Source organism: Polaribacter glomeratus, from assembly GCF_002954665.1.
Lineage (GTDB): Bacteria > Bacteroidota > Bacteroidia > Flavobacteriales > Flavobacteriaceae > Polaribacter > Polaribacter glomeratus.
The window spans coordinates 828,018-854,484 of record NZ_MSCM01000002.1 but is presented as its reverse complement, the minus strand read 5'-3'; the positions used below and the strand labels follow the sequence as shown (position 1 = coordinate 854,484).

Annotated in this window: 21 protein-coding genes; 6 read left to right on the top strand and 15 right to left on the bottom strand. The window is 29.7% G+C overall.

Annotated features, from left to right (window positions below; translation table 11 throughout):
• Positions 1 to 7: 7 nt before the first annotated feature.
• Positions 8 to 1,150, bottom strand: coding sequence for a DNA polymerase III subunit (locus BTO16_RS13810; RefSeq protein ID WP_105022249.1), 1,143 nt, complete (start codon positions 1,148 to 1,150; stop codon positions 8 to 10).
• Between the two features lie 150 nt (positions 1,151 to 1,300).
• Here BTO16_RS13810 and BTO16_RS13805 point away from each other — a divergent pair, with 150 nt between their 5' ends.
• Together BTO16_RS13805 and BTO16_RS13800 are read left to right on the top strand one after the other, a co-directional pair.
• Positions 1,301 to 2,488 (top strand): phosphoglycerate kinase, encoded by a 1,188-nt coding sequence (locus tag BTO16_RS13805; RefSeq protein WP_105022248.1) that lies wholly within the window; start codon positions 1,301 to 1,303, stop codon positions 2,486 to 2,488.
• 224 nt (positions 2,489 to 2,712) lie between these two features.
• Positions 2,713 to 3,753, top strand: coding sequence for an NADP(H)-dependent aldo-keto reductase (locus BTO16_RS13800; RefSeq protein WP_105022247.1), 1,041 nt, complete (start codon positions 2,713 to 2,715; stop codon positions 3,751 to 3,753).
• 83 nt (positions 3,754 to 3,836) lie between these two features.
• Here the strand turns inward: BTO16_RS13800 and BTO16_RS13795 are convergent, their stop codons facing one another.
• The 6 genes from BTO16_RS13795 to BTO16_RS13770 form a co-directional block, all read right to left on the bottom strand.
• Positions 3,837 to 4,103, bottom strand: a complete 267-nt coding sequence (locus BTO16_RS13795) for a type II toxin-antitoxin system RelE family toxin (RefSeq protein WP_105022246.1) — start codon at positions 4,101 to 4,103, stop codon at positions 3,837 to 3,839.
• Complete coding sequence (locus tag BTO16_RS13790; protein WP_105022245.1) at positions 4,103 to 4,351, bottom strand: hypothetical protein; 249 nt, start codon at positions 4,349 to 4,351, stop codon at positions 4,103 to 4,105. Before BTO16_RS13790 ends, BTO16_RS13795 begins: the two co-directional genes overlap by 1 nt.
• Before the next feature lie 61 nt (positions 4,352 to 4,412).
• Positions 4,413 to 4,982 (bottom strand): acyltransferase, encoded by a 570-nt coding sequence (locus tag BTO16_RS13785; RefSeq protein WP_105022244.1) that lies wholly within the window; start codon positions 4,980 to 4,982, stop codon positions 4,413 to 4,415.
• A gap of 7 nt (positions 4,983 to 4,989) precedes the next feature.
• Complete coding sequence (gene deoC / locus BTO16_RS13780; protein ID WP_105022243.1) at positions 4,990 to 5,736, bottom strand: deoxyribose-phosphate aldolase; 747 nt, start codon at positions 5,734 to 5,736, stop codon at positions 4,990 to 4,992.
• A gap of 54 nt (positions 5,737 to 5,790) precedes the next feature.
• Positions 5,791 to 6,531: an energy transducer TonB gene (locus tag BTO16_RS13775; protein WP_105022242.1), complete on the bottom strand. Its 741-nt coding sequence runs from the start codon at positions 6,529 to 6,531 to the stop codon at positions 5,791 to 5,793.
• Between the two features lie 111 nt (positions 6,532 to 6,642).
• Positions 6,643 to 7,212: a DUF3109 family protein gene (locus BTO16_RS13770; RefSeq protein WP_105022241.1), complete on the bottom strand. Its 570-nt coding sequence runs from the start codon at positions 7,210 to 7,212 to the stop codon at positions 6,643 to 6,645.
• 89 nt (positions 7,213 to 7,301) lie between these two features.
• Here BTO16_RS13770 and BTO16_RS13765 point away from each other — a divergent pair, with 89 nt between their 5' ends.
• From BTO16_RS13765 to BTO16_RS17990, 4 genes are all read left to right on the top strand, one after another.
• Positions 7,302 to 7,886 (top strand): MarC family protein, encoded by a 585-nt coding sequence (locus tag BTO16_RS13765; RefSeq protein ID WP_105022240.1) that lies wholly within the window; start codon positions 7,302 to 7,304, stop codon positions 7,884 to 7,886.
• Entirely contained in the window at positions 7,887 to 8,453 is a 567-nt protein-coding gene (locus BTO16_RS13760) for an NAD(P)/FAD-dependent oxidoreductase (protein ID WP_105022239.1), read from the top strand. It abuts the gene before it with no gap.
• A gap of 171 nt (positions 8,454 to 8,624) precedes the next feature.
• Positions 8,625 to 9,380 carry an energy transducer TonB gene (locus BTO16_RS13755; RefSeq protein WP_105022238.1) on the top strand — a complete coding sequence of 252 codons (756 nt, stop codon included), beginning with the start codon at positions 8,625 to 8,627 and terminating at the stop codon, positions 9,378 to 9,380.
• A gap of 839 nt (positions 9,381 to 10,219) precedes the next feature.
• Positions 10,220 to 10,342: a hypothetical protein gene (locus BTO16_RS17990; protein WP_262503065.1), complete on the top strand. Its 123-nt coding sequence runs from the start codon at positions 10,220 to 10,222 to the stop codon at positions 10,340 to 10,342.
• An 849-nt stretch (positions 10,343 to 11,191) separates the two neighbouring features.
• On the opposite strand, the gene BTO16_RS13750 is transcribed toward BTO16_RS17990, so the two are convergent.
• The 8 genes from BTO16_RS13750 to BTO16_RS13715 all read right to left on the bottom strand — a co-directional run bounded on the left by BTO16_RS13750 (position 11,192) and on the right by BTO16_RS13715 (position 26,115).
• Positions 11,192 to 11,554 carry a response regulator gene (locus BTO16_RS13750; protein ID WP_170064476.1) on the bottom strand — a complete coding sequence of 121 codons (363 nt, stop codon included), beginning with the start codon at positions 11,552 to 11,554 and terminating at the stop codon, positions 11,192 to 11,194.
• A 117-nt stretch (positions 11,555 to 11,671) separates the two neighbouring features.
• Complete coding sequence (locus BTO16_RS13745; protein WP_105022236.1) at positions 11,672 to 12,325, bottom strand: response regulator; 654 nt, start codon at positions 12,323 to 12,325, stop codon at positions 11,672 to 11,674.
• The gene (locus BTO16_RS13740; RefSeq protein WP_105022235.1) at positions 12,322 to 17,514 is read right to left on the bottom strand and encodes a hybrid sensor histidine kinase/response regulator; all 5,193 of its coding nucleotides are present in this window, start codon (positions 17,512 to 17,514) and stop codon (positions 12,322 to 12,324) included. Before BTO16_RS13740 ends, BTO16_RS13745 begins: the two co-directional genes overlap by 4 nt.
• Complete coding sequence (locus BTO16_RS13735) at positions 17,507 to 18,607, bottom strand: sensor histidine kinase (protein WP_245892120.1); 1,101 nt, start codon at positions 18,605 to 18,607, stop codon at positions 17,507 to 17,509. Before BTO16_RS13735 ends, BTO16_RS13740 begins: the two co-directional genes overlap by 8 nt.
• 5 nt (positions 18,608 to 18,612) lie before the next feature.
• Positions 18,613 to 20,220, bottom strand: a complete 1,608-nt coding sequence (locus BTO16_RS17900) for a sensor histidine kinase (RefSeq protein ID WP_105022234.1) — start codon at positions 20,218 to 20,220, stop codon at positions 18,613 to 18,615.
• A gap of 233 nt (positions 20,221 to 20,453) precedes the next feature.
• Complete coding sequence (locus tag BTO16_RS13725) at positions 20,454 to 20,948, bottom strand: response regulator transcription factor (RefSeq protein WP_105022233.1); 495 nt, start codon at positions 20,946 to 20,948, stop codon at positions 20,454 to 20,456.
• A gap of 20 nt (positions 20,949 to 20,968) precedes the next feature.
• Positions 20,969 to 22,561, bottom strand: a complete 1,593-nt coding sequence (locus BTO16_RS13720) for a sensor histidine kinase (RefSeq protein WP_245892119.1) — start codon at positions 22,559 to 22,561, stop codon at positions 20,969 to 20,971.
• A 512-nt stretch (positions 22,562 to 23,073) separates the two neighbouring features.
• A complete protein-coding gene (locus BTO16_RS13715) occupies positions 23,074 to 26,115 on the bottom strand; it encodes an ATP-binding protein (protein ID WP_407675519.1) in 3,042 nt (1,013 codons plus the stop codon).
• Positions 26,116 to 26,467 lie beyond the last annotated feature (352 nt).

The window sequence follows — 26,467 nt, the reverse complement described above, 5'->3', positions numbered from 1 at the left end:
AATCTACCTAAACTTTTTCTTCTTTTTTATGTAAGAACCGCGTTAATTTCATAGAAAGATCTAGCAAAATAATTTTGGCATTTCCATTTCTTTCTATGTGATACATGGCATCATTTAACTCTTTTTCTATCTCTAGAATATTTCCAGAATGTACAAAAGGTGCAAATTTAGAAAGGTCAAAGCTAGATTTTGTTTCCATAAAAACCAACTGATCAGACTTATAGTTTAATAAAAGTGCTTGTCTAAAGAATTGCAAACAATACTCTAAAAACCGTTTCTGAGTTTCTCTACCTGTTTTTGCTATTGTATCAGACCAAGAAATTAATTGTTGCACAACGGCTGCGTTTCCTTTGGCTCTAAAAGCAGTTCTAATCCAAGCAATAAACCATTCTTCAAAAACCAAATCAGCAGCATCATTTTGCATTAAATGCAGTGCTTTGTTAAAATTTCCTTCTGCTTGGTGCGCAATATTCGCAGCTTCGTTATCCTTAACTTGATGGTTTACCACCAATGCATTTGCAATATCTTGCTCGCTTAAAGCATTAAAATATAACGCTTGGCAACGAGACCTTATCGTATTTATAATCTGTTCTTCATTTTCTGTAATCAGCAAAAAAACAGTTTTATTTGGTGGCTCTTCAATAAGTTTTAATAATTTATTGGCAGCAGCAATGTTCATTTTTTCTGCCATCCAAATAATCATTACTTTAAAACCGCCTTCGTAACTTTTTAATTGTAGTTTTTTTACAACAGCTTCGGCTTCATCTACCCCAATTAATCCTTGTTTGTTTTCTACACCAATTTGCTGCAACCAATTAAATAAACTTCCGTAGGGTTGATCGGCAACAAAATGACGCCAATCTTCTAAAAATAAATCACTTACAGGATGTTTTTTTACAGCATCACTTGTAGTTACAGGAAATGCAAAATGCAAATCTGGGTGTTGCAATTTGTTACACTTTATATTACAAGAATCTAAAGCTTCAGAAAAATTACACAATAAAAACTGCGCATAAGCAATCGCCATTGGCAACGTCCCAGAACCTTCTTTACCCACAAATAATTGTGCATGCGGCACTCTGCCATTTTCAGCAGATTGTTGCAAATGTTTTTTAATATGTTCTTGACCTATAATTTGGTTGAAAAGCATCTACAAATATAAAAATTTGTTCCGCACTAATTCTAGAATTCAAAGCAAATTTTAAACAATTTAAATTACGCAAACGTTATCTTAAATTTTAAGTTATCAATTTTAATACCCGTAAATAAAAAAGTATTTTTGTTAAAAATATCAACAATAATGAAAACACTGAAAGATTTTAATTTCGAAAATAAAAAAGCAATTATACGTGTAGATTTTAACGTGCCTTTAAATGATAAATTTGAAGTTACAGATGCTACTAGAATTGAAGCTGCAAAATCAACTATTATTCAGATTTTAGAAGGCGGAGGAAGTTGCGTTTTAATGTCTCATTTAGGGCGCCCAAAAGGAAAACAAGACGAATTCTCTTTGCGTCATATTGTTGATGAAATTACAACTATTATTGGTGTAAAAGTAAAGTTTGTTGATGATTGTGTTGGCGCAAAAGCAGAAGAAGCGGTTGCCAATTTAGAAAACGGAGAAGTTTTATTATTAGAAAATCTTCGTTTTTATACAGAAGAAGAAAAAGGTGATGTTGCTTTTGCAAAACAACTTTCTAAATTAGGAGATATATATGTAAATGATGCTTTTGGAACGGCTCACAGAGCACACGCATCAACTACAATTATTGCGCAATTTTTTGAAGGAAATAAATGTTTTGGTAACTTATTAGCAAGAGAAATTGAAAGTATCGATAAAGTTTTAAACAACTCTGAAAAACCAGTTTTAGCAATTTTAGGAGGCGCAAAAGTATCTTCAAAAATTACAGTAATTGAAAATATTTTAGACAAAGTAGATCATTTAATTATTGGTGGCGGAATGAGTTTTACCTTCGTGAAAGCGCAAGGCGGAAAAATTGGAAACTCAATTTGTGAAGACGATAAAATGGAATTAGCGCTTGAAATTTTAAAACAAGCAAAAGCTAAAAATGTGCAAGTTCACATTCCTGTTGATGTAGTTGCTGCGGATGATTTTAGCAACGATGCAAATACACAAATTTGTGATGTTGATAAAATTCCTGATGGATGGGAAGGCGTTGATGCTGGCCCAAAATCTAGAGTTATTTTTGACGAAGTTGTAAATAAATGTAAAACTATTTTATGGAACGGACCTTTAGGTGTTTTTGAAATGGAATCGTTTGCTGCAGGTACAATTGCACTTGGTCATTCTATTGATAAAGCTACTAAAAACGGAGCCTTTTCTTTAGTTGGTGGTGGAGATTCTGTTGCCGCTGTTAAACAATTTGGTTTTGCAGAAAAAGTAAGCTATGTTTCTACTGGTGGTGGCGCAATGTTAGAAATGTTAGAAGGAAAAACGTTACCAGGAATTGAAGCTATTTTAAAATAGTTGTTGAATTGTTATTTGTGTAATCGTATAATTGTTAGATTTTAGATACACATTTATAAACCAACTACATATTTAAAACTTAGATTTAAGTTTTAAAAAATAATAGAAGCGTGTAATTGTAAAAAATTACACGCTTTATTTTTTGATTGAAATAATAGTTTTTAATTTAGCAATCAGTTTTTTTACAATTCAACAAATAAACAATTACACGTTTACACAACAATATGAAATACACAAAACTACCAAATACAGATACAAAAGTTTCTAAAATTTGTTTAGGAACCATGACTTGGGGAAATCAAAATACAGAAGCAGAAGCTTATGATCAAATGGATTATGCGCTTGACAAAGGGGTAAACTTTTTTGATGCCGCAGAATTATATCCTGTTCCTGCAAATGCAGAAACCTATGGAGGAACCGAAAGAATTATTGGAAATTGGTTACAAAAAACAGGTAATAGAGACAAAGTTGTTTTAGCAAGTAAAATTGCTGGTGGTGGCGATTATACAGCCCATATTAGAACTGGCGGATTCAACAAACAAAACATCACAGAAGCATTAGAAGGAAGTCTTAAACGTTTAAAAACGGACTATTTAGATTTGTATCAATTGCACTGGCCAGATCGTGGTGTAAATTGTTTCGGAATAAGAGATTATCCTTTTAAAACGGCTGAAAAAGAAGCAGAAAATCATTTCGAAATTTTAGAAACTTTACAAGACCTCATCAAGCAAGGAAAAATAAAAAACATCGGCTTGTCTAACGAAACACCTTGGGGAACCATGAAATATTTACAGACTTCAACCGAGTACGATTTGCCAAGACCTGTAACCATACAGAATTCATATTCTATGATTCATAGAGGTTATGAAGTAGGTTTAAGCGAAGTTTCTATGCGAGAAGATATTGGTTTATTGGCGTATTCTCCTTTAGCACAAGGCGTTTTATCTGGTAAATATTTAGACGGTAATTTACCCGATGGTGCACGAGGAACACTATTTCCAAGGTTTATTGCTAGATATAAAAATGAAGGATCAGAAAAAGCTGTGATAAAATATTTAGAAATTGCTAAAAAACATAATTTAACGCTTACACAAATGTCTTTAGCTTTTATAAATCAGTTGCCATTTGTAACTAGTAATATAATCGGAGCAACAAGAATGGATCAGTTAAAAGAGAATATAGAATCTATTTATGTACACTTATCTGATGAAATTATAAATGAAATAAATGCAGTTCATGCAGAAATTCCGAATCCTGCACCTTAGCTTGTAAGTTGGCAGTTTCAGTTTTTAGTGGGCAGTAGGCAGTGTAAAAAAAATCCGAAGTACTTATTTTACTTTGGTTTTTTTTATGGAAATAATTTATAAATATCATTACGTTTTAAAAACCGAGCGACTGTTACAATTTCATCTGAATAAAAAATTCCCAATCTATAATCTCCAATTCTAATTCTGTAGGCTTCTGGGTGACCAGATATTTTTTTTACACTACTAATTTCTGATAAATCATTAGCACTTTTAATATCAGAAATAATTTCAGCTAATTTAGTTTTCAGTTTACTATTTTTAACTTTGTTTACATCTTTTAATGCTTGTCTCAAATAAAGAATTTCCATTATTTTAATCCTTCTAAAAACTCTTCTTCACTTACCATATCTCTTCTATCTGCTTGTTGCATTAAGAGTAAAAGGCCTATATCTTCTTTTTCTTCTTTAGATAAACTGTCTAATTGTTCCTTTTCTTTATTCTTTACAAACAACTCAATAGCTTTTTCCATTAAAGCCTTTACGCTTAATCCCTCAAAAGCAGATAATATTTTTAGTTTAGTAAGAATAGAATCATCTATTTCTATTATTTTTTTCATATAAACAAGCATTCTAATGAATTACAAATATATATTATATATACAATATATAAAAATGTTTTTATAACTTTTCTACGTTATTTCCTTTAAGCTGATACTCTTCACCACTCTCTTTACAAGTTGCAAAACCTTGTTCGTTAAATTCTAATCGATGTCCAAATTCGCTCACCCAACCAATTTGTTTTGACGGATTTCCAACAACCAACGCATACGGCAAAACCTCTTTTGTAACCACTGCGCCTGCGCCAATAAAAGCAAACTCACCAATAGTATTGCCACAAACAACGGTTGCATTTGCGCCAATAGTTGCGCCTTTTTTTACAATTGTTTTTAAATACTCGTTTTTTCTGATAACTGCACTTCTAGGATTAATCACATTTGTAAAAACCATTGAAGGCCCTAAAAAAACATCGTCTTCACAAATAACACCGGTGTAAATAGAAACGTTGTTTTGCACTTTTACATTTTTACCCAAAATAACATCTGGAGAAATCACCACATTTTGTCCGAGGTTGCAACTTTCGCCAATAATACAATTGGACATAATATGGCTAAAATGCCAAATTTTTGTGCCTTTACCAATGTTGCAATTAGCATCTATAATTGCCGTTTCGTGTGCAAAATAATCCATATAAAAATTAATGTTCTAAGTTGCTATTTTCTTCTTTGCTACAAATTTCTTTTGCAGATGATGTTCCAATTCGGTCAACTCCCAAAGAAATCATCTTTAAAGCCGTTCCGTAATCTCTAACACCGCCTGCGGCTTTTACTTGCAATGGTTTTGCGTTATCTGAAATTAGTTTCATGGTTTCAAAAGTTGCGCCATTTGGTTTGTTGTCTTCGGTTTTAAAAAAGCCAGTAGATGATTTTACGAACACTTTTTTAGCAGCAGTTTCATCAAAATTAGTAAGAACAACTTCTTTTATCAATTGTGAAATTACAATAATTTCTTCTGATGTTAAGGCCGCAACTTCTATAATCCATTTTGCAACTTTATTGTTTTCTAAACACAATTTAGTGGCCGCAAAAACCTCTGCTTTAATCAGGTTAATTTTCCCTTCTTTAAAAGCCGTGTAATTCACAACAAAATCAAGTTCGTCCGCTTCTAAAGCAATTGCTTTTTTAGCTTCTTCTAACTTTTTTTCTTTGGATGAATTTCCTTCTGGAAAATCAATAACAGTTCCTACTAAAACATCCGCATTTGCTTTTAAAAGTATTTCTTTTGCTAAGGGAATGTATTTTGCACGAATCATTACTAATTTATAACCGTGTAAAATAGCTTCATTTAGTAAGTCAACTACTTTTTGTTGATTCTCTTCTTCAGAAATATTGGCCTGTGATGCTGTTTTTAAATACGTAGCATCTAAAAATTGATTGATTTTCATAAAGTCAAAAATACGGAATAATAAAAAAACCCAACTAAAAGTTGGGCTAAAATTTTAATCTACTTGAAAAGAAATAGGCAACGTATACTTAACTTTTACTGGTTTCTCTCTTTGTTTTCCTGGAGTAAATTTAGGCAGGTTTTCAATTAATTGTTGCGTTTCCTTTTTTAATTTGTGGTGTGGCGCTCTAATTTGTATGTCTACCACATTGCCTTGATTGTCAATAATAAATTGTGTCTGAATTTTATATTTTCCGGGTTGTAAACCTATTTCACTTGCCAATTGTAAATTAAAATTACGTTGTACAAATTGCTTCATTTTTTTATCAAAACAAACTTTATTTTCTTCTTTTGATAAACCTTCACAACCTTTAAAAACAGGTGCAAATTCAATGTTTATAAAAGGTACAGTTTCTATTATTTCTTCTCTTGGCTCTTTAGCTTCGATGATATCATTAGGATTTATTTGAACAACCTTTTTTATTGCTACATTAATAACTGCTTCTGTACTATCATTATTCCCTTTTTTAATTGGTTCATCAGGAATAAAAATATCTTTTTTTGGCAACTCCGCTTTAGGCTCTTCTTTAAGTTCTCTTGTAAATTGAATAATTTGATCTGGTTGCAAAACAACAATTTCTGGCGGATCAAAATCTACAACTGCAAATTTCTTTTGCGGTGTTTTGTGTTCTAAAGTTAGGTAAACGATAAAAAGCACTACTACAAGAACTAACTGTGTAAAAATGTTAGAGAATTTTTCTAATTGTTTGGTTGGTAATTTTTTTAAGTTTTTCATAATTAGAAAGTTTTTAAATGTTAAGACTTTGTTAATTCAAAGAATGTGCCATAAAAAAACAGCATCAAAAAATTTGATGCTGTTTTAACAGTCTAACTATCTTTTAAAAAATTATTTTACGTGTTTTTCGGCTACTTTTTCTAATTCATCATACCAATTTTGCCCAAATTTACGAACCAAAGCTTGTTTCACAAACTTATAAACTGGCACTTGCAGCTCTTTTCCTAACGTACAAGCGTCATCACAAATATCCCACTTATCGTAATTTACCGCAGAAAACTCGCTGTAATCTTTAACTCTTACTGGATATAAATGACAAGAAACTGGTTTTTTCCAACCTATTTCTCCTTGATTATACGCTTCCTCTATCGCACAAAGTGCTGTCTTATTTTTATCAAAAATTACATAAGCACAATCTGCACCATCTATCAAAGGCGTTTCTAACTCACCATCTTTACCTGTAACCCAAGTACCTACATTTTCTATAACCTCTATACTTTTTTTTCGTAAAAAAGGTTTTATCTTCGGATAAATTTCTTCTAAAATTGTGGTTTCTTCTTTCTCTAGCGGCGCACCAGCATCACCATTTACACAGCAAGCTCCTTTGCAGGCAGATAAATTACACACAAAATCTTTTTCGATAATATCTTCCGAAACAATTGTTTTTCCTAGTTGAAACATATTCACAAAAATAAGATTATTTTTTTCAATTTTTTAGCAATTCCGTAAAGTTAGTTGACTAGTTTTGCATAAAATTAAATTCTTTTATTATGGATTTTAACTTCAAAGAAATTTTAACTGCTTTTATGGTTTTGTTTGCAGTAATAGATATTATTGGAAACATACCTATCATTATAGATTTGCGTAAAAAAGTAGGTCATATTCAGTCTGAAAAAGCTTCTCTAATTTCTGGCTTAATAATGATCGTTTTCTTGTTTTTGGGACAAAGTTTATTACAATTTATTGGTATTGATGTAAATTCTTTTGCCGTAGCGGGTTCTTTTATTCTGTTTTTTATTGCTTTAGAAATGATTTTAGGAATTACTCTATATAAAGACGATGGCAATCATGGAGCTGTAACTGCAACTGTTTTTCCTTTAGCGTTTCCTTTAATTGCTGGCCCAGGTAGTTTAACAACATTACTCTCTTTGCGAGCAGAATTTGCTGTGCAAAATATTATAATTGCTATAATTTTAAATGTTATTTTTTTATATATCGTTTTAAAAACTTCGTCTAAAATAGAACGTTTAATCGGTGCAACAGGAATTCAAATTATACGTAAAGTTTTTGGTGTAATTTTACTTGCAATTTCTGTAAAGCTATTTACTCAAAACATAAAAATGCTTTTTATCTAAATGATTTTTGATGCTTTAATTATTGGTGGTGGTGTTTCTGGAATGCAATGTGCATTGGTTTTAGGTTCTGCTAAAAACAAAGCTTTTGCTGCGGATAAAAAAATAGCAATTATTATGCATCAACGCGCTTCTCATTTAGAAAACGCCTTGTTTAACAATGTTTTAGGACTATCACCTAAAACACTAGGAAAAGATATTTTAATAAATGGAAAGGCACATTTATCAACTTTATATCCTGCTGTTTCTCAAATTGAAAATGAGAAAGTTTTATCCGTAGAAAAAATTAATGGTATTTACACCGTTGAAACGAATAAAAATAATTATAAATCTAAAATTATAGTGCTTGCTTTAAACTATTCGAAACCATTTGCAATAAAAGGTTTAGATGCGTTTATTATTCCGCATCAAAAAGCAAACCCTGATAAAGATAGAATTCAATTAAAAAACGAAAATCATTTTATACAACAAGGCTTGTATTGTTGTGGCACAATTGCAGGATGGAGAAGTCAATTTGCAATAGCAGCAGGAAGCGGAGCTAGCGTTGCAACAGACATTCTTACACTTTGAAACGATAATAATCCTACTAAAATTCACGACAAAGTATGATGAAAATCATATTTTAAGCTGCTTTTAATCTTTAAATTTATATACGTCAAAAGACTTGGGCGCCATTGATTTACAATCGCTCATTAAATACTTGACTATCTATATTTTTTTAGAATTTTAAAAAGCTAAAAGATGGAAATTAAAAAATACCCAAAACTACAATTAGAAAATTACAGTAAAATTTTTATGCAAATAGGTTTAGTTCTTACCTTATATGTTACCTATATTTTCATGGAACACAAAACCTATGAAAAAATAGTTACAACAAATACTGTGGTTAAAACAAGTATGATTGCAGAAATGGCACAAGACATTCCTATTGTGCCAATGCAAAAAATTAAACTAACCCAAACAGGTGCGCCGCCGCCGCCGCCACTTGAAAACTTTCAAGTTGTAAAAGACAATGTTCGTATTATTGAAACTATTTTTAATTCTACCGAAACAGATGAAAACGAAGTTGTAACCAATGCTTTAATTACTACTGGCGATGTTGGTAATGTTGTTGAAGTAGCAGAGGGAGAAGAAATAATTGAAGACATCCCTTTTATTTTAATTGAAGATGTGCCTGTTTACCCTGGTTGTAAAGGAAACAACAAAGAACTTAAAGATTGTTTTACAAAAAAGGTCACAGAATTTTTTGGCAAAAGATTTGACGTGAATTTAGCTACCGAGTTGGGTTTACAAGTTGGTAAGAAAAAACTATTTGTTGTTTTTACAATAAGCAAAACAGGCAAAGTAATTAATGTAAAAGCTAGAGGACCACATCCTGTATTAGAAAAAGAAGTTGGTAAAATTATTGGTTCTTTACCAGATATGATACCAGGTAAACAAAGAGGAATGCCTGTAGGTGTTAGTTATAGCATACCTATTACATTTGAAGTTAGGTAGTAAAATAAGAAAATTACCTATAGTAGTATTTTAAAATATTAAATATACTTGTAGTAATATATTTATAAAGAACATAATTAGTAGCACTTTAAATTCATACCCCCATGAAAAAAGCAGAAGAAAGTTTCCAGGGTTCTAACGACCAAAACATCGAGTTTTTTATGACTTCACTTAGTTTAATAATTTTTATTACTAGTATCGCGTTTTTAATAGAATCGGTGTTATAGTTCAGAAAATAAATACTAAAGTATAAATTAAGAGCATAACCTATTGGTTAACTTTCTAGCATTAAATATATTTGTGGTGCTAAACTGATTAAATATTTGCCGATAAAAATAAAAACAAAAGATTACTATATAAAATTAAACAATTAGTACTTTTAAGAATAAAGATTACGAGTGTCCCCCAATGTATGATAAGTAAAGAAGCTAAACTACCACCATAGTTTAGCTTTTTTAATTTAAAATAAAAATAACGTGTGTTCTTTAAAACCTTAGGTCAACTCTTCTCGTAAGTATATATGAGAATCAAAAAGAACTCACTTAAAATTTCCCCCAATGAGAAAAGCACAAGAAAATTTCCAAAACTCAAAAGACATAAAAATCTAGGTTTTTACGAGTTCACTTAGTTTAATAATATTAATGATTAGCATCACTTTTTTAATAGAATTGGTCTTTTAGTAATTTATGTAATGCAGAAAATCTAAACTGGCAAATAAGCAGAGTTTTTACGATTTTAAGCTAAACATCTAAATTAAGGAGATTGCCTATTGATAGCCTTCGCAATATTAAATAAATTTGTAGTGTAATTATTTATGAACCCTTTAAATTCATCCCCCCATGAAAGAAGCACAAGAAAATCTAGAAGAATCCAACGATCCAAGAATCGAATTTTTTACTATTTCACTTAGTTTAATAATTTTAACTGCTAGTGTAGCATTTTTAATAGAATCAATATTTTAAAACTTTATATAATACGCATCCCCCAGAATGTTGAAAAAGCTAAATCACACCTATGGTTTAGTTTTTTAAATTTAAAACTACTTCAAGTACGATCGCAAAGTATAAATTAAGAAGTTTACCTATTGATAGCCTTTGAAATAATAAATATATTTGTAGTGTAATTATTTATAAACTCTTTAAATTCATCCCCCCATGAAAAAAGCACAAGAAAACCCACAAGACTCCCGCGATCAAAATATTAATTTTTTTAAAATTTCACTTAGTTTAATGATTTTAATGACTAGTGTAACATTTTTGGTAGAATCAGTATTCTAATTATCCCCCAGCATAAAAAGCTAAATCACACCTATGGTTTAGTTTTTTAAATTTAAAACTATTTGAAATATAATATCAATTTATAAACTAAGAAATTTACCTATTGATAGCCTTTGAAATAATAAATATATTTGTAGTGTAATTATTTATAAACTCTTTAAATTCATCCCCCCATGAAAAAAGTACAAGAATACCCCCAAGACTCCCGCGATCAAAATATTAATTTTTTTAAAATTTCACTTAGTTTAATAATTTTAATGACTAGTGTAACATTTTTGGTAGAATCAGTATTATAGAGGTTTAGAGAAAAAAATTAATTCTAATTTGAAGTCAAACGAAGGCTATCAAATCTTTAAATTATATTTATCCCCAAATATATTTTTGCAGAAAAGCTAAACGACTAAAATTGTTTAGCTTTTTTTAATTAAAACCTTACTGAAATTAATTTTTACATTCTTAATTTTAGTATTTAGTAACAAAGAATTTATGTTCTACTGAATTAGAAAAGCGAAACTAAAAGGTATATTTTTTTTCTTACTCATTTTTAAGTGCCTCAATTAATTCATCTAAACCATTCGCTTTATCAAAAAAAGCAAAGGCTCCATATTTTAAACAAATTCGCTTTAACTCTATGCTAGACGAGAAAATAAAAACCTTGGTTTCTTTCTGATTTTCTACACAGTATTTAAGTAGTTCTATACCATTGCCATCTGGCAAATTCAAATCAAGCACAACAAACTTAAAGTTTATATTGCTAAAAAAAGAAATAGCTTCTTTTAAAGATTTAGTTACATAAACTTCTTGAAACCTTTTTAGTTCTTTAGCAGCACTAACTATCTCTTTACCAATGTAAAGGTTATCTTCTAGTATTAATAAGTTCTTTAGTGTTGATTTCAATATAAGATGATATCTAAAATAAATTAAGTTTAAAAATAGTCCATTTTTAAAACTAATTATATAGGTAAAATGCTTGTTTTTAAGTTTAAATTAAACAAAACAATAATAAAGTAATTATTAAATATCTAGCGAAGTTAGCCCTTTTTGAATGGCATATTTTGTCAATTCGGGAATGGTATATAAATCTATTTTTTTCATGATATTATTTCTATGAACATCCACAGTTTTTGAGCTTAAAAACAATACTTCTCCTATTTGTTTAGACGAATTTCCTTCCGCAATTAATTGCAGCACTTCGTTCTCTCTAGCACTCAATACTGCTTTTGAAATAGCTTCACCCTTTCTAAGTAGTGGTAAAAACTCTTGATCAATATCTTTAGAAAGATATTTTTTATTTTCCATTACAGTAGTAATCGCTATGATTAATTCATCCGCATCGCCATCTTTTAACAAATATCCAAAAGCACCTGCGTTAAACATGCCTTGAATAAATTGCTTACCAGAATGCATAGAAAGACCTATTATTTTTATACCTGGGTTATTTTTATGAATTTGAGTTGCTGCTTCAATACCATTTAAACCAGGCATGGCAACATCTATAACCAAAACATCTGGCTCTAATTTTAAACATATTTTTATTGCCTCTCTACCATCCGAAGCTTCGCCAACAATACGCATGTTAGACCTTTGCTCTATAATATTTCTCAAACCATCTCTAAGTAATTTATGATCGTCAACTAATATTATTTTAATTTCGCGTTTATAGGTCATGGAGTTAAAGGTATAAAAATTTTAACTATTGTGCCTACATTTATTTCTGATACTATCGTAAACTTTCCTTGTATGTTTCTTATGCGCTCTTTAACTGTAAATAAACCAAAACCTGACCCAGAATGATTATGGTAATTATTTAATAAAGAAGTATCAAACCCAACACCGTTATCTGTTATTAGAATACCAGCACCATCACTTTCTTTATCAAAATTTAGCGTTATTAGAGATGCTTTTGCATATTTTATAGTATTGGTTAGCACTTCTTGTATACTTCTAAAAAGTAAAATTGAGCTTACATCATCTAGTTTAATAGTATTTATATTGCTGTTAAATCTACACTCTATTTTATGCGTAGCTTCTACATCGTCTAGTAACCAATTTAATGCAGCAACAATACCTAATTGATATAATACAGGTGGTGAAAGTTCGTAAGTAATTTTACGGCTATTCTCTAAAGCTTCAGAAATATGTGTTTCAATAAATTTTAAATCTTCATCAATTATTTTTAACTGCGGATTTTTTTTAAGCTCATTAATTCTCATTTTCGAAATAATTAAAGACTGGCTTAGATGATCGTGTATGTTTGAAGCAATTTCTTTTTTTTGTTTTTCTTCTAACAAAGAAGTTTCTATAGTTAATTTTTGAAGTGATGTTTGATATTCTTGAATTTCTTGTTTTGCCAACATCCATTGAGTAACATCTCTTGCAGAGGTAACAAAATAACTAACTTCATTCTCTACATATACAGGAGATGATAAAAATTCTAACCAAATAAAATGACCGTTTTGATGGCGAATTCTAAAAGTATAAGCTTCTATTTGTTCACCAATAAACACTTTTTTCTTCATTGCCGCTTTTAAAAGCTCAATATCATCTTTATGCACAATACTAAAGACTGTTTTACCTAGAAAATCTGATTGTTTGTAGCCCAATAAGTTTTCTATAGACGGACTGATGTATTTAAAAGTACTATCTGGTTCTTGCAAACAAATTAAATCGGTAGAATACTCTGTTAAAATACGATACATTTCTTCGGCTTTTTCAATTTTATCTAATACTTGCTTTTGCGATGTAATATCTTGTGTAGTACCAGCCAAGCTAACCACTTTACCATTATTGCCAAAAACTGGTTGACCAATAGCTCTTATTATTTTTTGCTCACCATTTTTAAGACAAATTCTATGTTCAATATCGTACGATTTTCCTAAACTAACAGCCTTATCAACAACGCTATTAAATAATTCTTGATCATCTACATGAACTAAATTAACCACAGCATCAAATTTAGGAGCTCCTTTCTCTGGATCAAAACCCCAAATATGAAACGTTTCATCAGACCAATCTATTTTTTGAGTTAAGGGGTTAAACAACCAACTACCAATACGAGCTAATTTTTGCGCTTCATTTAATTTATTTAAAGATTCTCTATTTGCAGATTCAGCATCTTTTATGCTTTGAATACTTTGAATACTAGCGGCAACTATCTTTTGTTCTAGTTTTGTTTGCGGAATAGCAATTGAAAATAATGCAGCAAACTCATCTCCTTTTAAAGTTTTATAATTTACTTCGGATGTAAATGTTTTCTCATTATTCCAAATAGATTCTATAAGGTTTATAAATACTAAACTAGCCCCTTCCCCAAATGTATATTGTACATTATCTAAAAACTCTTTACTACTTTTTGCCTTAAATAATTTTAAAGTAGCACTATTAACATTGTTTACTTTTACTTTTTCTAGCATTGAAAAAAAAACATCAGTGTGTTGTTCTAAATATGTTTTAATGTTAGGAATATTTAGTTCTCTAAGCTCTTCTATTTGTTTAAATACAAGGCTTAAATCTTCATTCCAGATAGAAACCGTGGCAGTATTAAATAATCTCTTATAACTGTCTTTTACCCTAAAGTGTTCTTCTTCAATTTTTTTTCGTTCGGTAATATCCATCGTAACTCCAAAAACACTTTCTTCAGATTTTTTTTCGAGTGCTACAATATATAAAGTTCTAATTTCACCAGACGGCCGCTTTATTCTAAACTCAAAAGGAGTAACTATTTCACCATTTAGTAATGAGCTAATACCTTGCTCAAGTTTATACAAATCTTCGGGTAAAACGGTTTTTGTTACATTTTCGTGACTAGGATAAAAGTTACCTTTAGTTACCCCGTAAATATTATACATTTCATCAGACCATTCGGCACGATCTAACTCCATATCCCAATACCAACTTCCAATATGGCTTAGTTTTTGCGCCTGATTTAAAGCTTTATTTAAATCATATAGCCTTTCATTTTTATGGTCTAATGCTTTTTGAATTAATTTTCTTTCGGTAACATCTTGTGCTGTTCCATAACAACCTATTACTATATTGTTAGCATCTTTTAAAACTCTACCTCTTGAAATTATATGTTTTATAGCACCATTTAAAGTATAAATATCTAGCTCTATATCATAAGGTATTTCATGTTCTATACAGTTACTAACTGCTTGTTCCATGATCTTAAAACTTTCTTCTGTATAAAGTAATTTATGCTCAGAATAATTTGGAGCCCCTAATTTATAGGAGCGTTCAAAAATATTAAACAACTCTTTAGACCATGTTACAGAATCAGTTTCAATAAAATACTCAAAACTTCCTAAATGAGACAATTCTTGCGCTTCGTTTAAAGCATTGTTTAAATCCCGTAGTTTTAGACTTTTAAGATCTAATTCATTTTGTTTTATTTTTTGCTCTGTAATATCTTGCGAAACTCCTCTTCTACCAATAATTTCATTTTTATCGTTATATATTGGCTCACCAATATTTCGTATCCAACGTACTTCGTTTTTTGAATTGGTTAACTGTAAATCAATATCAAAAGGAACTCCTTTATTTGCAATAATTACCGTTGCATTTACTAATTTTTTTCTAGATTCTTCTTCAAAAAAACTAAGAATTACATCAATTTCTGGTACTTCCTTTTTAGGATCTGTACCATAAATTTGATGAATAGCATCAGACCAAAAAATTGTATCTGTTAACTTATCGTATTTCCAATAACCTATTACAGCCATTCTACCGGCTTCTTTTAATGAGTATTCATTTTCCTCTACTAGCTCTAAAGCGCTCTGAATCTTTTGTTTAGAGAGCTCTAATTCTAATTGCGCATTTTTAGAATCTGTAATATCTTGCATTACGCCTCTTTTACCAACAATTTCGTTTTGTTGGTTAAATATTGGCTGGGCCACATTTCGTAACCAAACCTCTTTATTTTTAAGATTTATAAATTTTAATTCAATGTCGTAAGGCTTACCTTTTGTAACAATATCTATGGTTGCTTGCTCAAGTTTTTCTTGAGATTCTTTATTAAATCTTTTTAAAATATCATTTTGTGAAGGAATTCCTGCTTTAGGATTCGACTCAAATATTTGATACACATAATCAGACCAGATAACAGCATTTGTTACTAAATCGTGTTCCCAATATCCAATTTTGGCTATTTTACTTCCCTCATTCTTAGAATATTCGCTTTTTTCTACTTGCTCTAAAGCGGCTTGAATTTTTTGCTTAGAAAGTTCTAAAGCAAGTTGCGTATTTTTAGAATCTGTAATATTCTGCAAAACACCTCTTCTACCAACTATTTCATTTTTATCGTTGTATACAGGTTGCGCTACACTTCGTGCCCAAACCACTTCTTTTTTATGGTTAATAAATCTCAACTCAATATCATACGGCAAGCCCTTATTAGTAAGATCTAGTGTTGCTTGCGTTATCCTTTTTTGAGACTCTTCATCAAAAGTTTTAACGGTTTTAGATAATTGTTGAGGTCTTTTTTTAAAATCGACCCCAAAAATATTATAAATATACTCAGACCAAGTAACGATATCGGTTAGACTATTGTATTCCCAATATCCTATTTTAGCTACTTTACTTGCCTCTTTTAAGGAATAATCTCTTTTTTTAGCTAGTTCTAGAGCCGTTTGAATCTTTTGTTTAGACAATTCTAATTCAAATTGTGAAATCTTTATATCTGTAATGTCTTGTATAAGACCTCGCCTACCAATAATCTCATTATTTTCATCATAAATTGGCTTACCCAATATTCGTATCCAAGTAATAGGCTTTTCTTCAAGTTCTATTTCAAGTTCTGTATCAAAAGGGATACCTTTTTCCATACATATTTGCACATGTGTAGCTAAAAGAGCCCTCGATTTCTTTTTAAAAGCCTTTCTAATTGCTTCAAAAGCATGCTCTTGATCTAGCTCTAAATTAAAAATACGATACATTTCATCAGAAAAATACTTGGTATCTTTTTGGGTGTTAATTTCAAAAACCCCAAATTTTGCCATTACACTTCCTTCTTTAAGTAAAAATTCGCTTATCTGAACTGTTTTTAAGGATTTTTCTAACTCATTTTTAGATTGTCTTAACTCTTCTTGATCATTCTTTAATTTGGTAATGTCTCGCATTACGCCTCTGGCACCAATAATTTCGTTTTTATCATTATATAAAGGCTCTCCAATATCTTGCACCCAAAGCTTTTGGCCCTCTAAGTTATTCATTTGCAAATCAATATCGTAAGGAGCACCGTTAACGGTAAGTTCGTAGGTTGCTTTAATAGTTTTTTCTCTTGATTCTTTATTAAAACAATTAAGAATTATATCTAGCGATGGTCTACCGTGTTTTGGGTCGCTGCCAAAAATTTGATGAATTGCCTTAGACCATCTAAATTCGTCTGTTTTCTTATCATATATCCAATAACCTATTTTTGCCATTCGGCCGGCTTCTTTTAATAAGAATTCGTTTTCGTCTACTAGTTTGTCTATGTTATCTTGAACTAATTGATGTTTTTTTAATTTACGTTTTACAACTTTAATTAACTCTTCTGTATTAAAAGGTTTTACTAAATAGTCTTCGGCACCTAAATTCATACCCTTTCTTAAGTCTGCCAATTGAGCTTTACCTGAAAGAAAAATAAAAGGAATTGATTTTGTAGTGGGTGATTTTTGAAGCTCTGCTAATAACTGATACCCATTTAATTTTGGCATTAAAATATCTGAAAGAATTAAATTTGGTAGTTCTTTTTTTGCCAATTCTAAGCCTCTTTCACCATCCTCAGAATAAATAACTTCAAAACCTTCAAACCTAAGAATGTCACAAATTTCGTCTCTTATACCTTCGGAATCTTCAACTACTAAAATTTTACTCATAATTATTTGTTATTGGAATGTTGAAATAAAATATTGTTTGCTTTTGAGGGATACTTTCTACATGTATTTTTCCTTTATAATTAGAAATAATTTTTTCAACAATACTTAAACCAATTCCTAAAGATTTATTAGACTCAACTGTTTGAAACATTTCAAATATTTTTTTGTGGTATTTTTCGTGAATGCCAACACCATTGTCTTTAATTGAAAAAAGATAATCTTTTTTAGTTATTTTACAATCAATTTCAATGAAACCCATTTCTTTATCTATATGGTTTACAGCATTTTGAATTAGTATCTCAAATAATTTTTCTAACATCTTTTCATCCGCAAACAAGTTAGGTAGTTTATTCTTTATTTTTATGCTAATATGAGAAGGTTTCTCTATTTTATTTGCCACACGCTCTACAAGTGTATCCGTATAAATTAAACGATCTCTAAAACAAGCAGGTGTTATGTTTTTATAAAGTTCAATTCTCACTAATAATAACTCCATTTTTTCTATCTTATCCTGCATCAGCTCAATCATAAGACTAGAATTTTCAAAATTATTAGTTTGTGCTGCTTCTTCTTTAGTCCAAGCCAAAAGGTCTGAAACATTTCTTACCGAAGATTTTAATTCATGAGAAATTAGATGAGAATAATTCTCTAGTTCGTTTTTTTGATTCTCAAGAATAGCGTTTAGAGTGGCTGTTTTATCACTAACCTTTTGATCTCTAAGCACTTTCTTTTTAAGTTTATTTTCAACCGCATTTAACAAATTGTTAATTTCTATTGGTTTGGTTAAATAATCTTCAGCACCTAAATTCATGCCAATTCTAATATCTTCTTTTTTACCTTTAGCAGAAAGAAAAATCAATGGTATATCTCTTGTTTTCTGATGCTTTTGTAATTTATCTAACATTTCAAAACCGCTAAGATTTGGCATTAATATGTCTGAAATAATAAGATCTGGATTTTCTTTCAAGGCCATTTCAAAACCAACTTTTCCGTTTTCTGCCTTAAAGACTATATAACCCTCCATTATTAGAATATCGAAAATTTCGTCTCTTATTGCCAATGTATCTTCTACAATTAGAATTGTATACAGCATATTTTTTAAATTTTAGGAATTTTAACAGTAAAAGTGGCTCCTTTGCCAATAATACTTTGAACTTCTATTTCTGCGCCTATTATATCTATGGCTCCTTTTACAATTGATAAACCAAGTCCTGTTCCCTGAATTAAATCAACATTATTTCCTCGACTAAAAGGAATAAATATGCTTTTAAGTTTAGATTTTGGAATTCCAATTCCAAAATCTGTAATTGAAATAACAATATAATTTTCTTCGGATGAAACATTAACAATAACTTTATTAGCATCCGGAGAAAATTTTACAGCATTGTTAATCAAATTAATAAAAATATTTCGACCTAATTTTTCATCAATAAAAATAGTACCACTTTTTAATTTTTCTGTATCTATTAACTCTATTTTATGCGATTTTTGAGAAGAACTTTGTACTTCATCGATTATTTTAAGAATAAAATCTCCAAGATTTACATACAAAGGCTTGTTGCGAGTTTTACCAGCATCTGCTTGTCCTACAATTAAAATATCTTCTATTAATGCGGTCATATGCATTGCTTGAGTTTCTATTTTAGCTAGTTTTGCATCTATCATAAAAGGCGCCATTTTAGAACGGTATTTTTTAATAGATCCAGCAGCAAAAATAATTACAGACAATGGCGTTCTAAATTCGTGAGATGCTGTTGAAACAAATCTCGATTTTAATTCATTTAACTCTATTTCTTTACTTAACGATAATCTTAATTTGCGCTCTATAGTAAGCAATTCTATAGTTCGTTCTTTTACTTTTTCTTCAAGGTTGTTATTTAACTCTTTTAGTTGTTTTTGGGCTATTTTTTGTTCTGAAATGTCAATACCATAACCTATTATATATTGAAAAACAGCATCAATAAAAACAGGATAAAAATTACGCATTAAATAAACGGTTTTGCCTTCTTTCTCATATTCCTCTACCCATTCTATTTGTTGCTTTGTTTTAACAACTTTATTAAAAATATCTCGCCTACGTTGGGCTATAGAGTCATCAATCCCTCTAAGGTTACAGTAATCAAAATCAGTTTTTCCAATCATCCATTTTCTAGTTTCTTTGTCTCGAATACCATTTGGATTTATATATAAATAATTATGATCTTTATCAAAAATAGCAAGATCTGCAGGAATATTGTCTAATATTGATTTATTAAATTTTTGAACTTTTAGTTTCTCGGTTTCGTTTTTGGTAATATCCGTAAAAGAAACGCCCACCCTATTTTTAGAAATTTTCCATGCTGTAACAAAATAATATTTATCAAATTCAGCCCCATAATTTTTAAAACTAATCGTTTCGCCTGTTTTATCAACGCCAGCAAAATAAGAAAACCAACTGTCTTCTATAATATTAACTATAGAAGATACTTTTTTATTTATTAATTGCTCTTTAGGTTTACCTAGCAGTTTTGCTAGAGAAAGGTTTATATCTCTAATATAGAAATCGATAGGTTCATTGTTATTATTATAAATTAGTTCTATAATTTCTACCATTTCTGGCATAGAATCAAAGAGCGTTTTATACTCTTGATTTTTTGAAGAACTATTTTGAGTTTTTTTTAACTCCATAAGTTCCTTCTCTAATTCTTTGTACGAAAGTTTACTCATAGCTCATAGTATTTTTTAAATTAACCCCAATTAAGAGTGTTAAGTTTGGTTAAGTTAGGTCTTTAGAAGTTAAACCTGTTTTTATTTAGCTGTTAATTTTTTTAATTTCAAAGCTATTTATAAGATTACTAAGTAAATTGACTTAATTTTAATAAATAAAATATCTAAACCTTTTATTTTTTTTAATCAGCAAGCACTATTTAGGTTCGTTTTTATTTAAAAAAACCCAAAATTTAAAGGTCTTTTAATAATTTAGTTAGCTTAATAACTTGGCTCTCTAGTGTATCTATTTTACCTTTCTGATTTTCCACAAGGTTAGATAATCTTGCTGTTTTATCAATAATATTTTGATCTATAATAGATTTCTTTTTAATTTTATTTTTTACAGCATTTACCAAATCATCTATATTTATTGGTTTGCATAAATAATCTTCAGCCCCTAAATTCATTCCAATTCTAATGTCTTCTTTTTCGCCCTTAGCAGAAATAAAAATTAAAGGAATACTCATTGTTCTGGTATCACTTTGTAATTTTTTAAACATTTGAAAACCATTAAGTGGTGGCATTAATATGTCAGAAATAATAAGATCTGGACTCTTTTTTAAAGCCATTTCATAACCAACTCTTCCATTTCCTGCTTGAAAAACTACATAACCTTCCATTTCAAGAATATCGCAAACCTCTTCTCTTATAGCCAATGTGTCTTCTACAATTAATATTTTATGCATAGTGGTTTTATGTGTTTGTTTTAAATATTTAAAATTTTTACAATAAATGATGTTCCGTTACCATTGTTACTTTTAACAATTATTTTTCCTTTCATAATATCTATTGCTTCTTTTGCAATTGATAAACCAAGGCCAGTTCCCTGAATTAAATCAACATTACGGCCTCTAGTAAACGGCTCAAATATATTTTTTAATTCTGTTTTAGGAATTCCTATGCCGTAATCTGTAATTGAAATAACGATATACTCTTCTTCGGATGAAAATTGAATTGTAACTTTATTGGCATCCGGAGAAAATTTAATAGCGTTACCAATAATATTTATAAAAATATTTCGACCTAATTTTTCATCAATAAGAATATCACCATTTTTTAATTTTTCATGATCGATTGTCGAAATTTTGTGAGATTTTTTATATGAACTATTAACTTCTTCAATAATTTCATTAATAAAATCTCCAAGATTTATGTGCAAAGGTTTATATCTAATTTTACCAGCTTCGGCTTGACCAACAATTAAAATATCGTCTAGTAATTTTGTCATATGCTTTACTTGATCTTCTATTTTATGTAGTTTTTTATCCATAATAACTGGGTCCATTCTAGTCCAATATTTTCTAATCGAGCCTGCAGCAAAGTTAATTGCAGATAACGGTGTTCTAAACTCATGAGATGCTGTTGAAACAAATTTTGATTTTAATTCGCTTAGTTCTTTTTCTTTTTTTAGCGCTTCGATTAACTCTAAGGTTCTTTCATTTACTTTTAACTCTAGCTCTTTACGATACCCAACTAACTCTGTAATATCTTGTCCTACGCCTAATACACCTGTAATTTCTCCACTAATATCGCGGCGTGTACTTGAGTTTAATAAAACCATTACTCTTTTATTATCTTTAGTAAATAACGGAAACTCATAATTGGCAGTTTCTTTGCCAAGTAAAGCATCATCTAACACTTTTTTTACAGATTCTCTATAATCTTCTGTAATATAGGTTTGTACCAAATCTTTACCTAATACATCGTGTTTTGTATAGCCAGTAATTTTTTCGGATGTTTGATTCCACTCATTAACCAACCCTTTACTATCAATACCAAAAATAGGTGCATTGGCTGTTTCAATAAACTGTCTTAGCTCTTCAGCTTGCTTTATAAGGGCTTCTTTTTGCTCAACTTGTGCAGTTATATCAAATCGAATACTTACATATTTAATTATTTTACCGTTTACATCTTTAAAAGGCATAATAGTAGAAACTACCCAGTAAAATTCTTTCCCTCCTTTTTTCTTGTTTAATAAATTACCTTTAAACACACCTCCATTACTTATCGTTTTCATCATATCCATAAATAAAGCATCAGGTTGTTTACCGCTTTTTAATATTCTATGGTTTACGCCAAGTAATTCTTCTCTTTTGTATCCAGAAATTTCACAAAATTTATCGTTCGCAAAAATAATGTTGCCTTCTGCATCTGCTTCAGAAACAATAGCTGCTTCATCTAAGCAAACTATTTGTTGTTCTAATTCAACTTTAAGGTTGGCTAACTCTATAGTTCTCTTTTCTCTTTCTTTATTTCGATAGGCTTGTTCACTTTTTAGCGTTTTTTTTAAGGACTCCATATTCATGACATTAATACATTTTATTAATCAGTTTAAGTTTATAGTAGTGCTACTATATATTGAACTAATCTTATTGTCGATGAGCTCTAAAATTTTAATAGGTACAATTTTTTGGATGATTTTTACATCAAAAATTAATTGTGAATAAAATAGTAGGGAAGCGTTTAGGGTGTTTCAAAAAATACAGTAAAAGTAAATTGTGCTAGGAGTTAAGAACGCTTAAATGTACCATAAATGTACATAATTTATTGGAACTGCATAACTAATTCTTAGAAGATGTTGTAAATATTAAGAAGTATACACTCATTAAATGAATAAACACATATACTAGTAAAATTTATATATTTTTTTTAAAAAATCAATAAGCAAGCTACTTATTTTATAAAAAATTATTAAAATAAATTGTTTTAAATATTCTAAAAAAAGTTCAGAAATTATTTAAAAGTTGCTTGCATTACTTCTTTTATTAAAAAAGAGGGTTGCTCAATTTATATTTTATAGGTAATCTGTATTTAAGTTTTGGGCATTTTAACAGTAAAACAAGTTCCTTTACCAATAGCACTTTCTACACTTATTTCGCCTCCTATTATTTGTATTGATTCTTTTACAATTGATAAACCTAAACCTGTTCCTTGAATTAAATCAACGTTTTCGCCACGCGTAAAAGGTTTAAATATATTTTTAAGATCAGATTGGCTAATACCAATTCCGTAATCTGTAATTGAAATAATTAGGTTGTTTTTTTCTGATATTAATTCAACGGTAATCTTTTTAGCATCCGGAGAAAATTTTATAGCATTGCCAATTAGATTTACAAAAATATTTCGTCCTAATTTTTCATCAATCAAAATATTAATTTTTGCTAGCTCTTTAGTATCCACAAGCAATATTTCGTGAGATTTATTAGAAGAACTATAAACTTCTTCAATTATTTTATGAATAAAGTTTCCAAGATTTAATTTTAAAGGCTTATTTCTAATTTCACCCGCTTCTGCCTGACCAAAAATTAAAACATCTTCTAATAATGCTGTCATATGTAAAACTTGACCTTCTATTTTTGTTAATTTGCTCTGTATCATTTTTGGCTCCATTCTGTTCCAATATTTTTTAATAGATCCGGCAGCAAAGTTAATTACAGACAACGGCGTTCTAAATTCATGAGAAGCTATTGCAACAAATTTCGATTTTAATTCATTTAATTCTATTTCTTTTTTTAACGATTCATTTAATTTTAAAGTTCTTTCATTTACCTTAAACTCTAAATCGTTACGATAACTAACCAGCTCTGTAATATCTTGCCCAACTCCTAAAACACCCGTAATATCGCCAGCTGCATTTCTACCGGTAGTTGAGTTTAACAATACCATAATTCGATTTCCTTGTTTTGTAAACATCGGAAACTCAAAATTCGCAGTTTCTTTACCTATTAAAGCATCTTCTAAAACTTTTTTAACGGCCTCTCGATAATCTTCGGTAATATAGGTTTGTACTAAATCTTTGCCTAAAACCTCCTTTTTTGTATAACCAGTAATCTTTTCAGAAGTTTGGTTCCATTCATTAATAAGACCTTTGTTATTGATTCCAAAAATAGGCGCATTTGCCGTTTCAATAAAGTGTCTTAATTCTTTTGCTCTGTTCTCTTTCTCTTGATTTTGATAGGCAAGTTCTGTGTTTGCAAGCGCCAATTCGTCTGCTCTATTTTGTTTCTCTTTATTTTGAAAAACAAGTTCTTTATTAGCAATATCAAGTTCATCAGCTCGTTTTTCTTTCTCTTTATTTTGATATGCTAGTTCTTTGTTTGCAACCGCTAGCTCATCTGCTCTATTCTCTTTCTCTTTATTTTGAAAAACAAGTTCTTTATTAGCGAGTACCAACTCATCGGCTCTTTTCCCTTTTTCTTCATTTTGAAAAACAAGTTCTTTATTAGCAATTGCTAGCTCATCGGCTCTTTTATCTTTCTCTTTATTTTGATACGCTAGTTCTTTATTGGCAACCGCTAGCTCATCTGCTCTATTCTCTTTTTCTTTATTTTGATACGCTAGTTCTTTATTAGCAACCGCTAGCTCATCTGCTCTATTCTCTTTTTCTTTATTCTGATAATCAAGTTCCTTATTAGCAAGGTCTAATTCATCTGCCCTGTTTTGTTTTTCTTCATTTTGATAAGCAAGTTCTATGTTTGCAACCGCTAATTCTTCTGCACGGTTCTCTTTCTCTTTGTTTTGATAAGCAAGTTCTTTGTTAGCAATGTCTAATTCTTCGGCTCGCTTTTCTTTCTCTTTATTTTGATAGGCGAGCTCTGTGTTTGCAACAGCTAATTCAGAGGCTCTTTTATCTTTCTCTTTATTTTGATACGCAAGTTCTGTGTTTGCAACAGCTAATTCATCAGCGCGCTTTTCTTTCTCTTGGTTTTGATACGCAAGTTCTGCGTTTGCAACAGCTAATTCATCAGCGCGCTTTTCTTTCTCTTTGTTTTGATACGCAAGTTCTGTATTTGCAACAGCTAATTCATCAGCGCGCTTTTCTTTCTCTTTGTTTTGATACGCAAGTTCTTTATTAGCAAAATCTAACTCATCAGCACGTTTCTCTTTCTCTTCATTTTGAAAAGCAAGTTCTATATTAGCAAGCGCTAATTCAACTGCACGTTTCCCTTTTTCTTTATTTTGATACGCAAGTTCTATGTTTGCTAGCGCTAACTCAATTGCATGTTTACCTTTCTCTTTATTTTGTAAAAGAAGCTCTTTATTAGGAATAACTAATTTTGCTACACGTTCTTTTTCTACTTTTTTCACTTTATGCACTATCGCTTTAAGTTTTCGGTTGTAAATAAAGGGTTTAAACACATCGGTTAACTTAAAAAAAGCGGTTTTTTTAGCTACAGAATCAAAATACGTTAAATAAAAATAAAACACAACGCTGTAAAAAACAGTAAAAATACCTCTTGAAATTAGCCCTGTTAGTACAATTGTATTTAGGTTGTTAAAGTTCCAAAAAACTATAATTGAAAAAAATAAAGTATCAAAACTTATAACAAGAAGCATTGTTAAACAAATTTTCAAGAATAAGGGTCGTACATGTTTAGATAAAAATTGAAAAATTATTATAAGTAATAACGAGTCTAAAAATAAAGTTATGGTACTAACAAATAAAATCCAAGCACTACTATTAAAAAGGTTAGTTGACTCATAAACAGTATTAAACACATTCTCGTTAAAATTAAAACTAAATAATTTTATAAAAATTGTCATTACTATATTAATAATAAACAAAGCATATATAAGACTTCTCGTTTCACGGGCATCCTCTTTAATATAGATTATTAATAAGGCAAAAAGTGTAGCAATAACTAAAATGGAAGAACCAGGCGAAATAAGAAAGTTATCAGTATTTGATGCATAAATAGTAATCAAAAGAAATACTTGTAAGAACTGAAATAAACCCAAACAAGCAAATAAAATTCCAATTCCAAATTGTCTACGAAGGCGAAATAATAAAAGTATTATAAAGGCAACTATAGTACTCTGTAAAAACAAGGGAGCTATCTGATTATAAATCATAGTTTAAAATTATCTAAAAATAGTCATTAAAAACGTATTACACAGATAATTCATTACAATGCGTTTCAAATAGTTACATTTTTAAATAATTTAGAGTAATTGAAATTAATTTTTAAAGCTGTTTTAAGTACTACTCTTGGTTCGTTTTATGATCTAACATTAGATCTAATTAAAAACTTTATAAACTAAAAAATACTAAAAGCATTATGTAATTTATAAGTAATAATAGTTAAAGACTATTTTAAAGCACTAATTAAATAGAAACATTCTATTTAGAAATTATTATAACTACCTTTATACACAAGGTAAAACTATTTAACTCTTTTCAAAAACCTATAATCTAATAAGATTT

What these genes read in the sequence shown, in the direction of transcription:
- BTO16_RS13760 (WP_105022239.1), top strand. Translation starts at nt 7,887, where the DNA reads ATGATTTTTGATGCTTTAATTATTGGTGGTGGTGTTTCTGGAATGCAA.
- BTO16_RS13745 (WP_105022236.1), bottom strand. Translation starts at nt 12,325, where the DNA reads ATGACCTATAAACGCGAAATTAAAATAATATTAGTTGACGATCATAAA.
- BTO16_RS13770 (WP_105022241.1), bottom strand. Translation starts at nt 7,212, where the DNA reads ATGTTTCAACTAGGAAAAACAATTGTTTCGGAAGATATTATCGAAAAA.
- BTO16_RS13725 (WP_105022233.1), bottom strand. Translation starts at nt 20,948, where the DNA reads ATGCATAAAATATTAATTGTAGAAGACACATTGGCTATAAGAGAAGAG.
- BTO16_RS13810 (WP_105022249.1), bottom strand. Translation starts at nt 1,150, where the DNA reads ATGCTTTTCAACCAAATTATAGGTCAAGAACATATTAAAAAACATTTG.
- BTO16_RS13765 (WP_105022240.1), top strand. Translation starts at nt 7,302, where the DNA reads ATGGATTTTAACTTCAAAGAAATTTTAACTGCTTTTATGGTTTTGTTT.
- BTO16_RS13755 (WP_105022238.1), top strand. Translation starts at nt 8,625, where the DNA reads ATGGAAATTAAAAAATACCCAAAACTACAATTAGAAAATTACAGTAAA.
- BTO16_RS17900 (WP_105022234.1), bottom strand. Translation starts at nt 20,220, where the DNA reads ATGAGTAAACTTTCGTACAAAGAATTAGAGAAGGAACTTATGGAGTTA.
- BTO16_RS13735 (WP_245892120.1), bottom strand. Translation starts at nt 18,607, where the DNA reads ATGCTGTATACAATTCTAATTGTAGAAGATACATTGGCAATAAGAGAC.
- BTO16_RS13800 (WP_105022247.1), top strand. Translation starts at nt 2,713, where the DNA reads ATGAAATACACAAAACTACCAAATACAGATACAAAAGTTTCTAAAATT.
- deoC (WP_105022243.1), bottom strand. Translation starts at nt 5,736, where the DNA reads ATGAAAATCAATCAATTTTTAGATGCTACGTATTTAAAAACAGCATCA.
- BTO16_RS13775 (WP_105022242.1), bottom strand. Translation starts at nt 6,531, where the DNA reads ATGAAAAACTTAAAAAAATTACCAACCAAACAATTAGAAAAATTCTCT.
- BTO16_RS13740 (WP_105022235.1), bottom strand. Translation starts at nt 17,514, where the DNA reads ATGAGTAAAATTTTAGTAGTTGAAGATTCCGAAGGTATAAGAGACGAA.
- BTO16_RS13715 (WP_407675519.1), bottom strand. Translation starts at nt 26,115, where the DNA reads ATGATTTATAATCAGATAGCTCCCTTGTTTTTACAGAGTACTATAGTT.
- BTO16_RS13720 (WP_245892119.1), bottom strand. Translation starts at nt 22,561, where the DNA reads ATGGAGTCCTTAAAAAAAACGCTAAAAAGTGAACAAGCCTATCGAAAT.
- BTO16_RS13795 (WP_105022246.1), bottom strand. Translation starts at nt 4,103, where the DNA reads ATGGAAATTCTTTATTTGAGACAAGCATTAAAAGATGTAAACAAAGTT.
- BTO16_RS13790 (WP_105022245.1), bottom strand. Translation starts at nt 4,351, where the DNA reads ATGAAAAAAATAATAGAAATAGATGATTCTATTCTTACTAAACTAAAA.
- BTO16_RS17990 (WP_262503065.1), top strand. Translation starts at nt 10,220, where the DNA reads ATGAAAGAAGCACAAGAAAATCTAGAAGAATCCAACGATCCAAGAATC.
- BTO16_RS13785 (WP_105022244.1), bottom strand. Translation starts at nt 4,982, where the DNA reads ATGGATTATTTTGCACACGAAACGGCAATTATAGATGCTAATTGCAAC.
- BTO16_RS13805 (WP_105022248.1), top strand. Translation starts at nt 1,301, where the DNA reads ATGAAAACACTGAAAGATTTTAATTTCGAAAATAAAAAAGCAATTATA.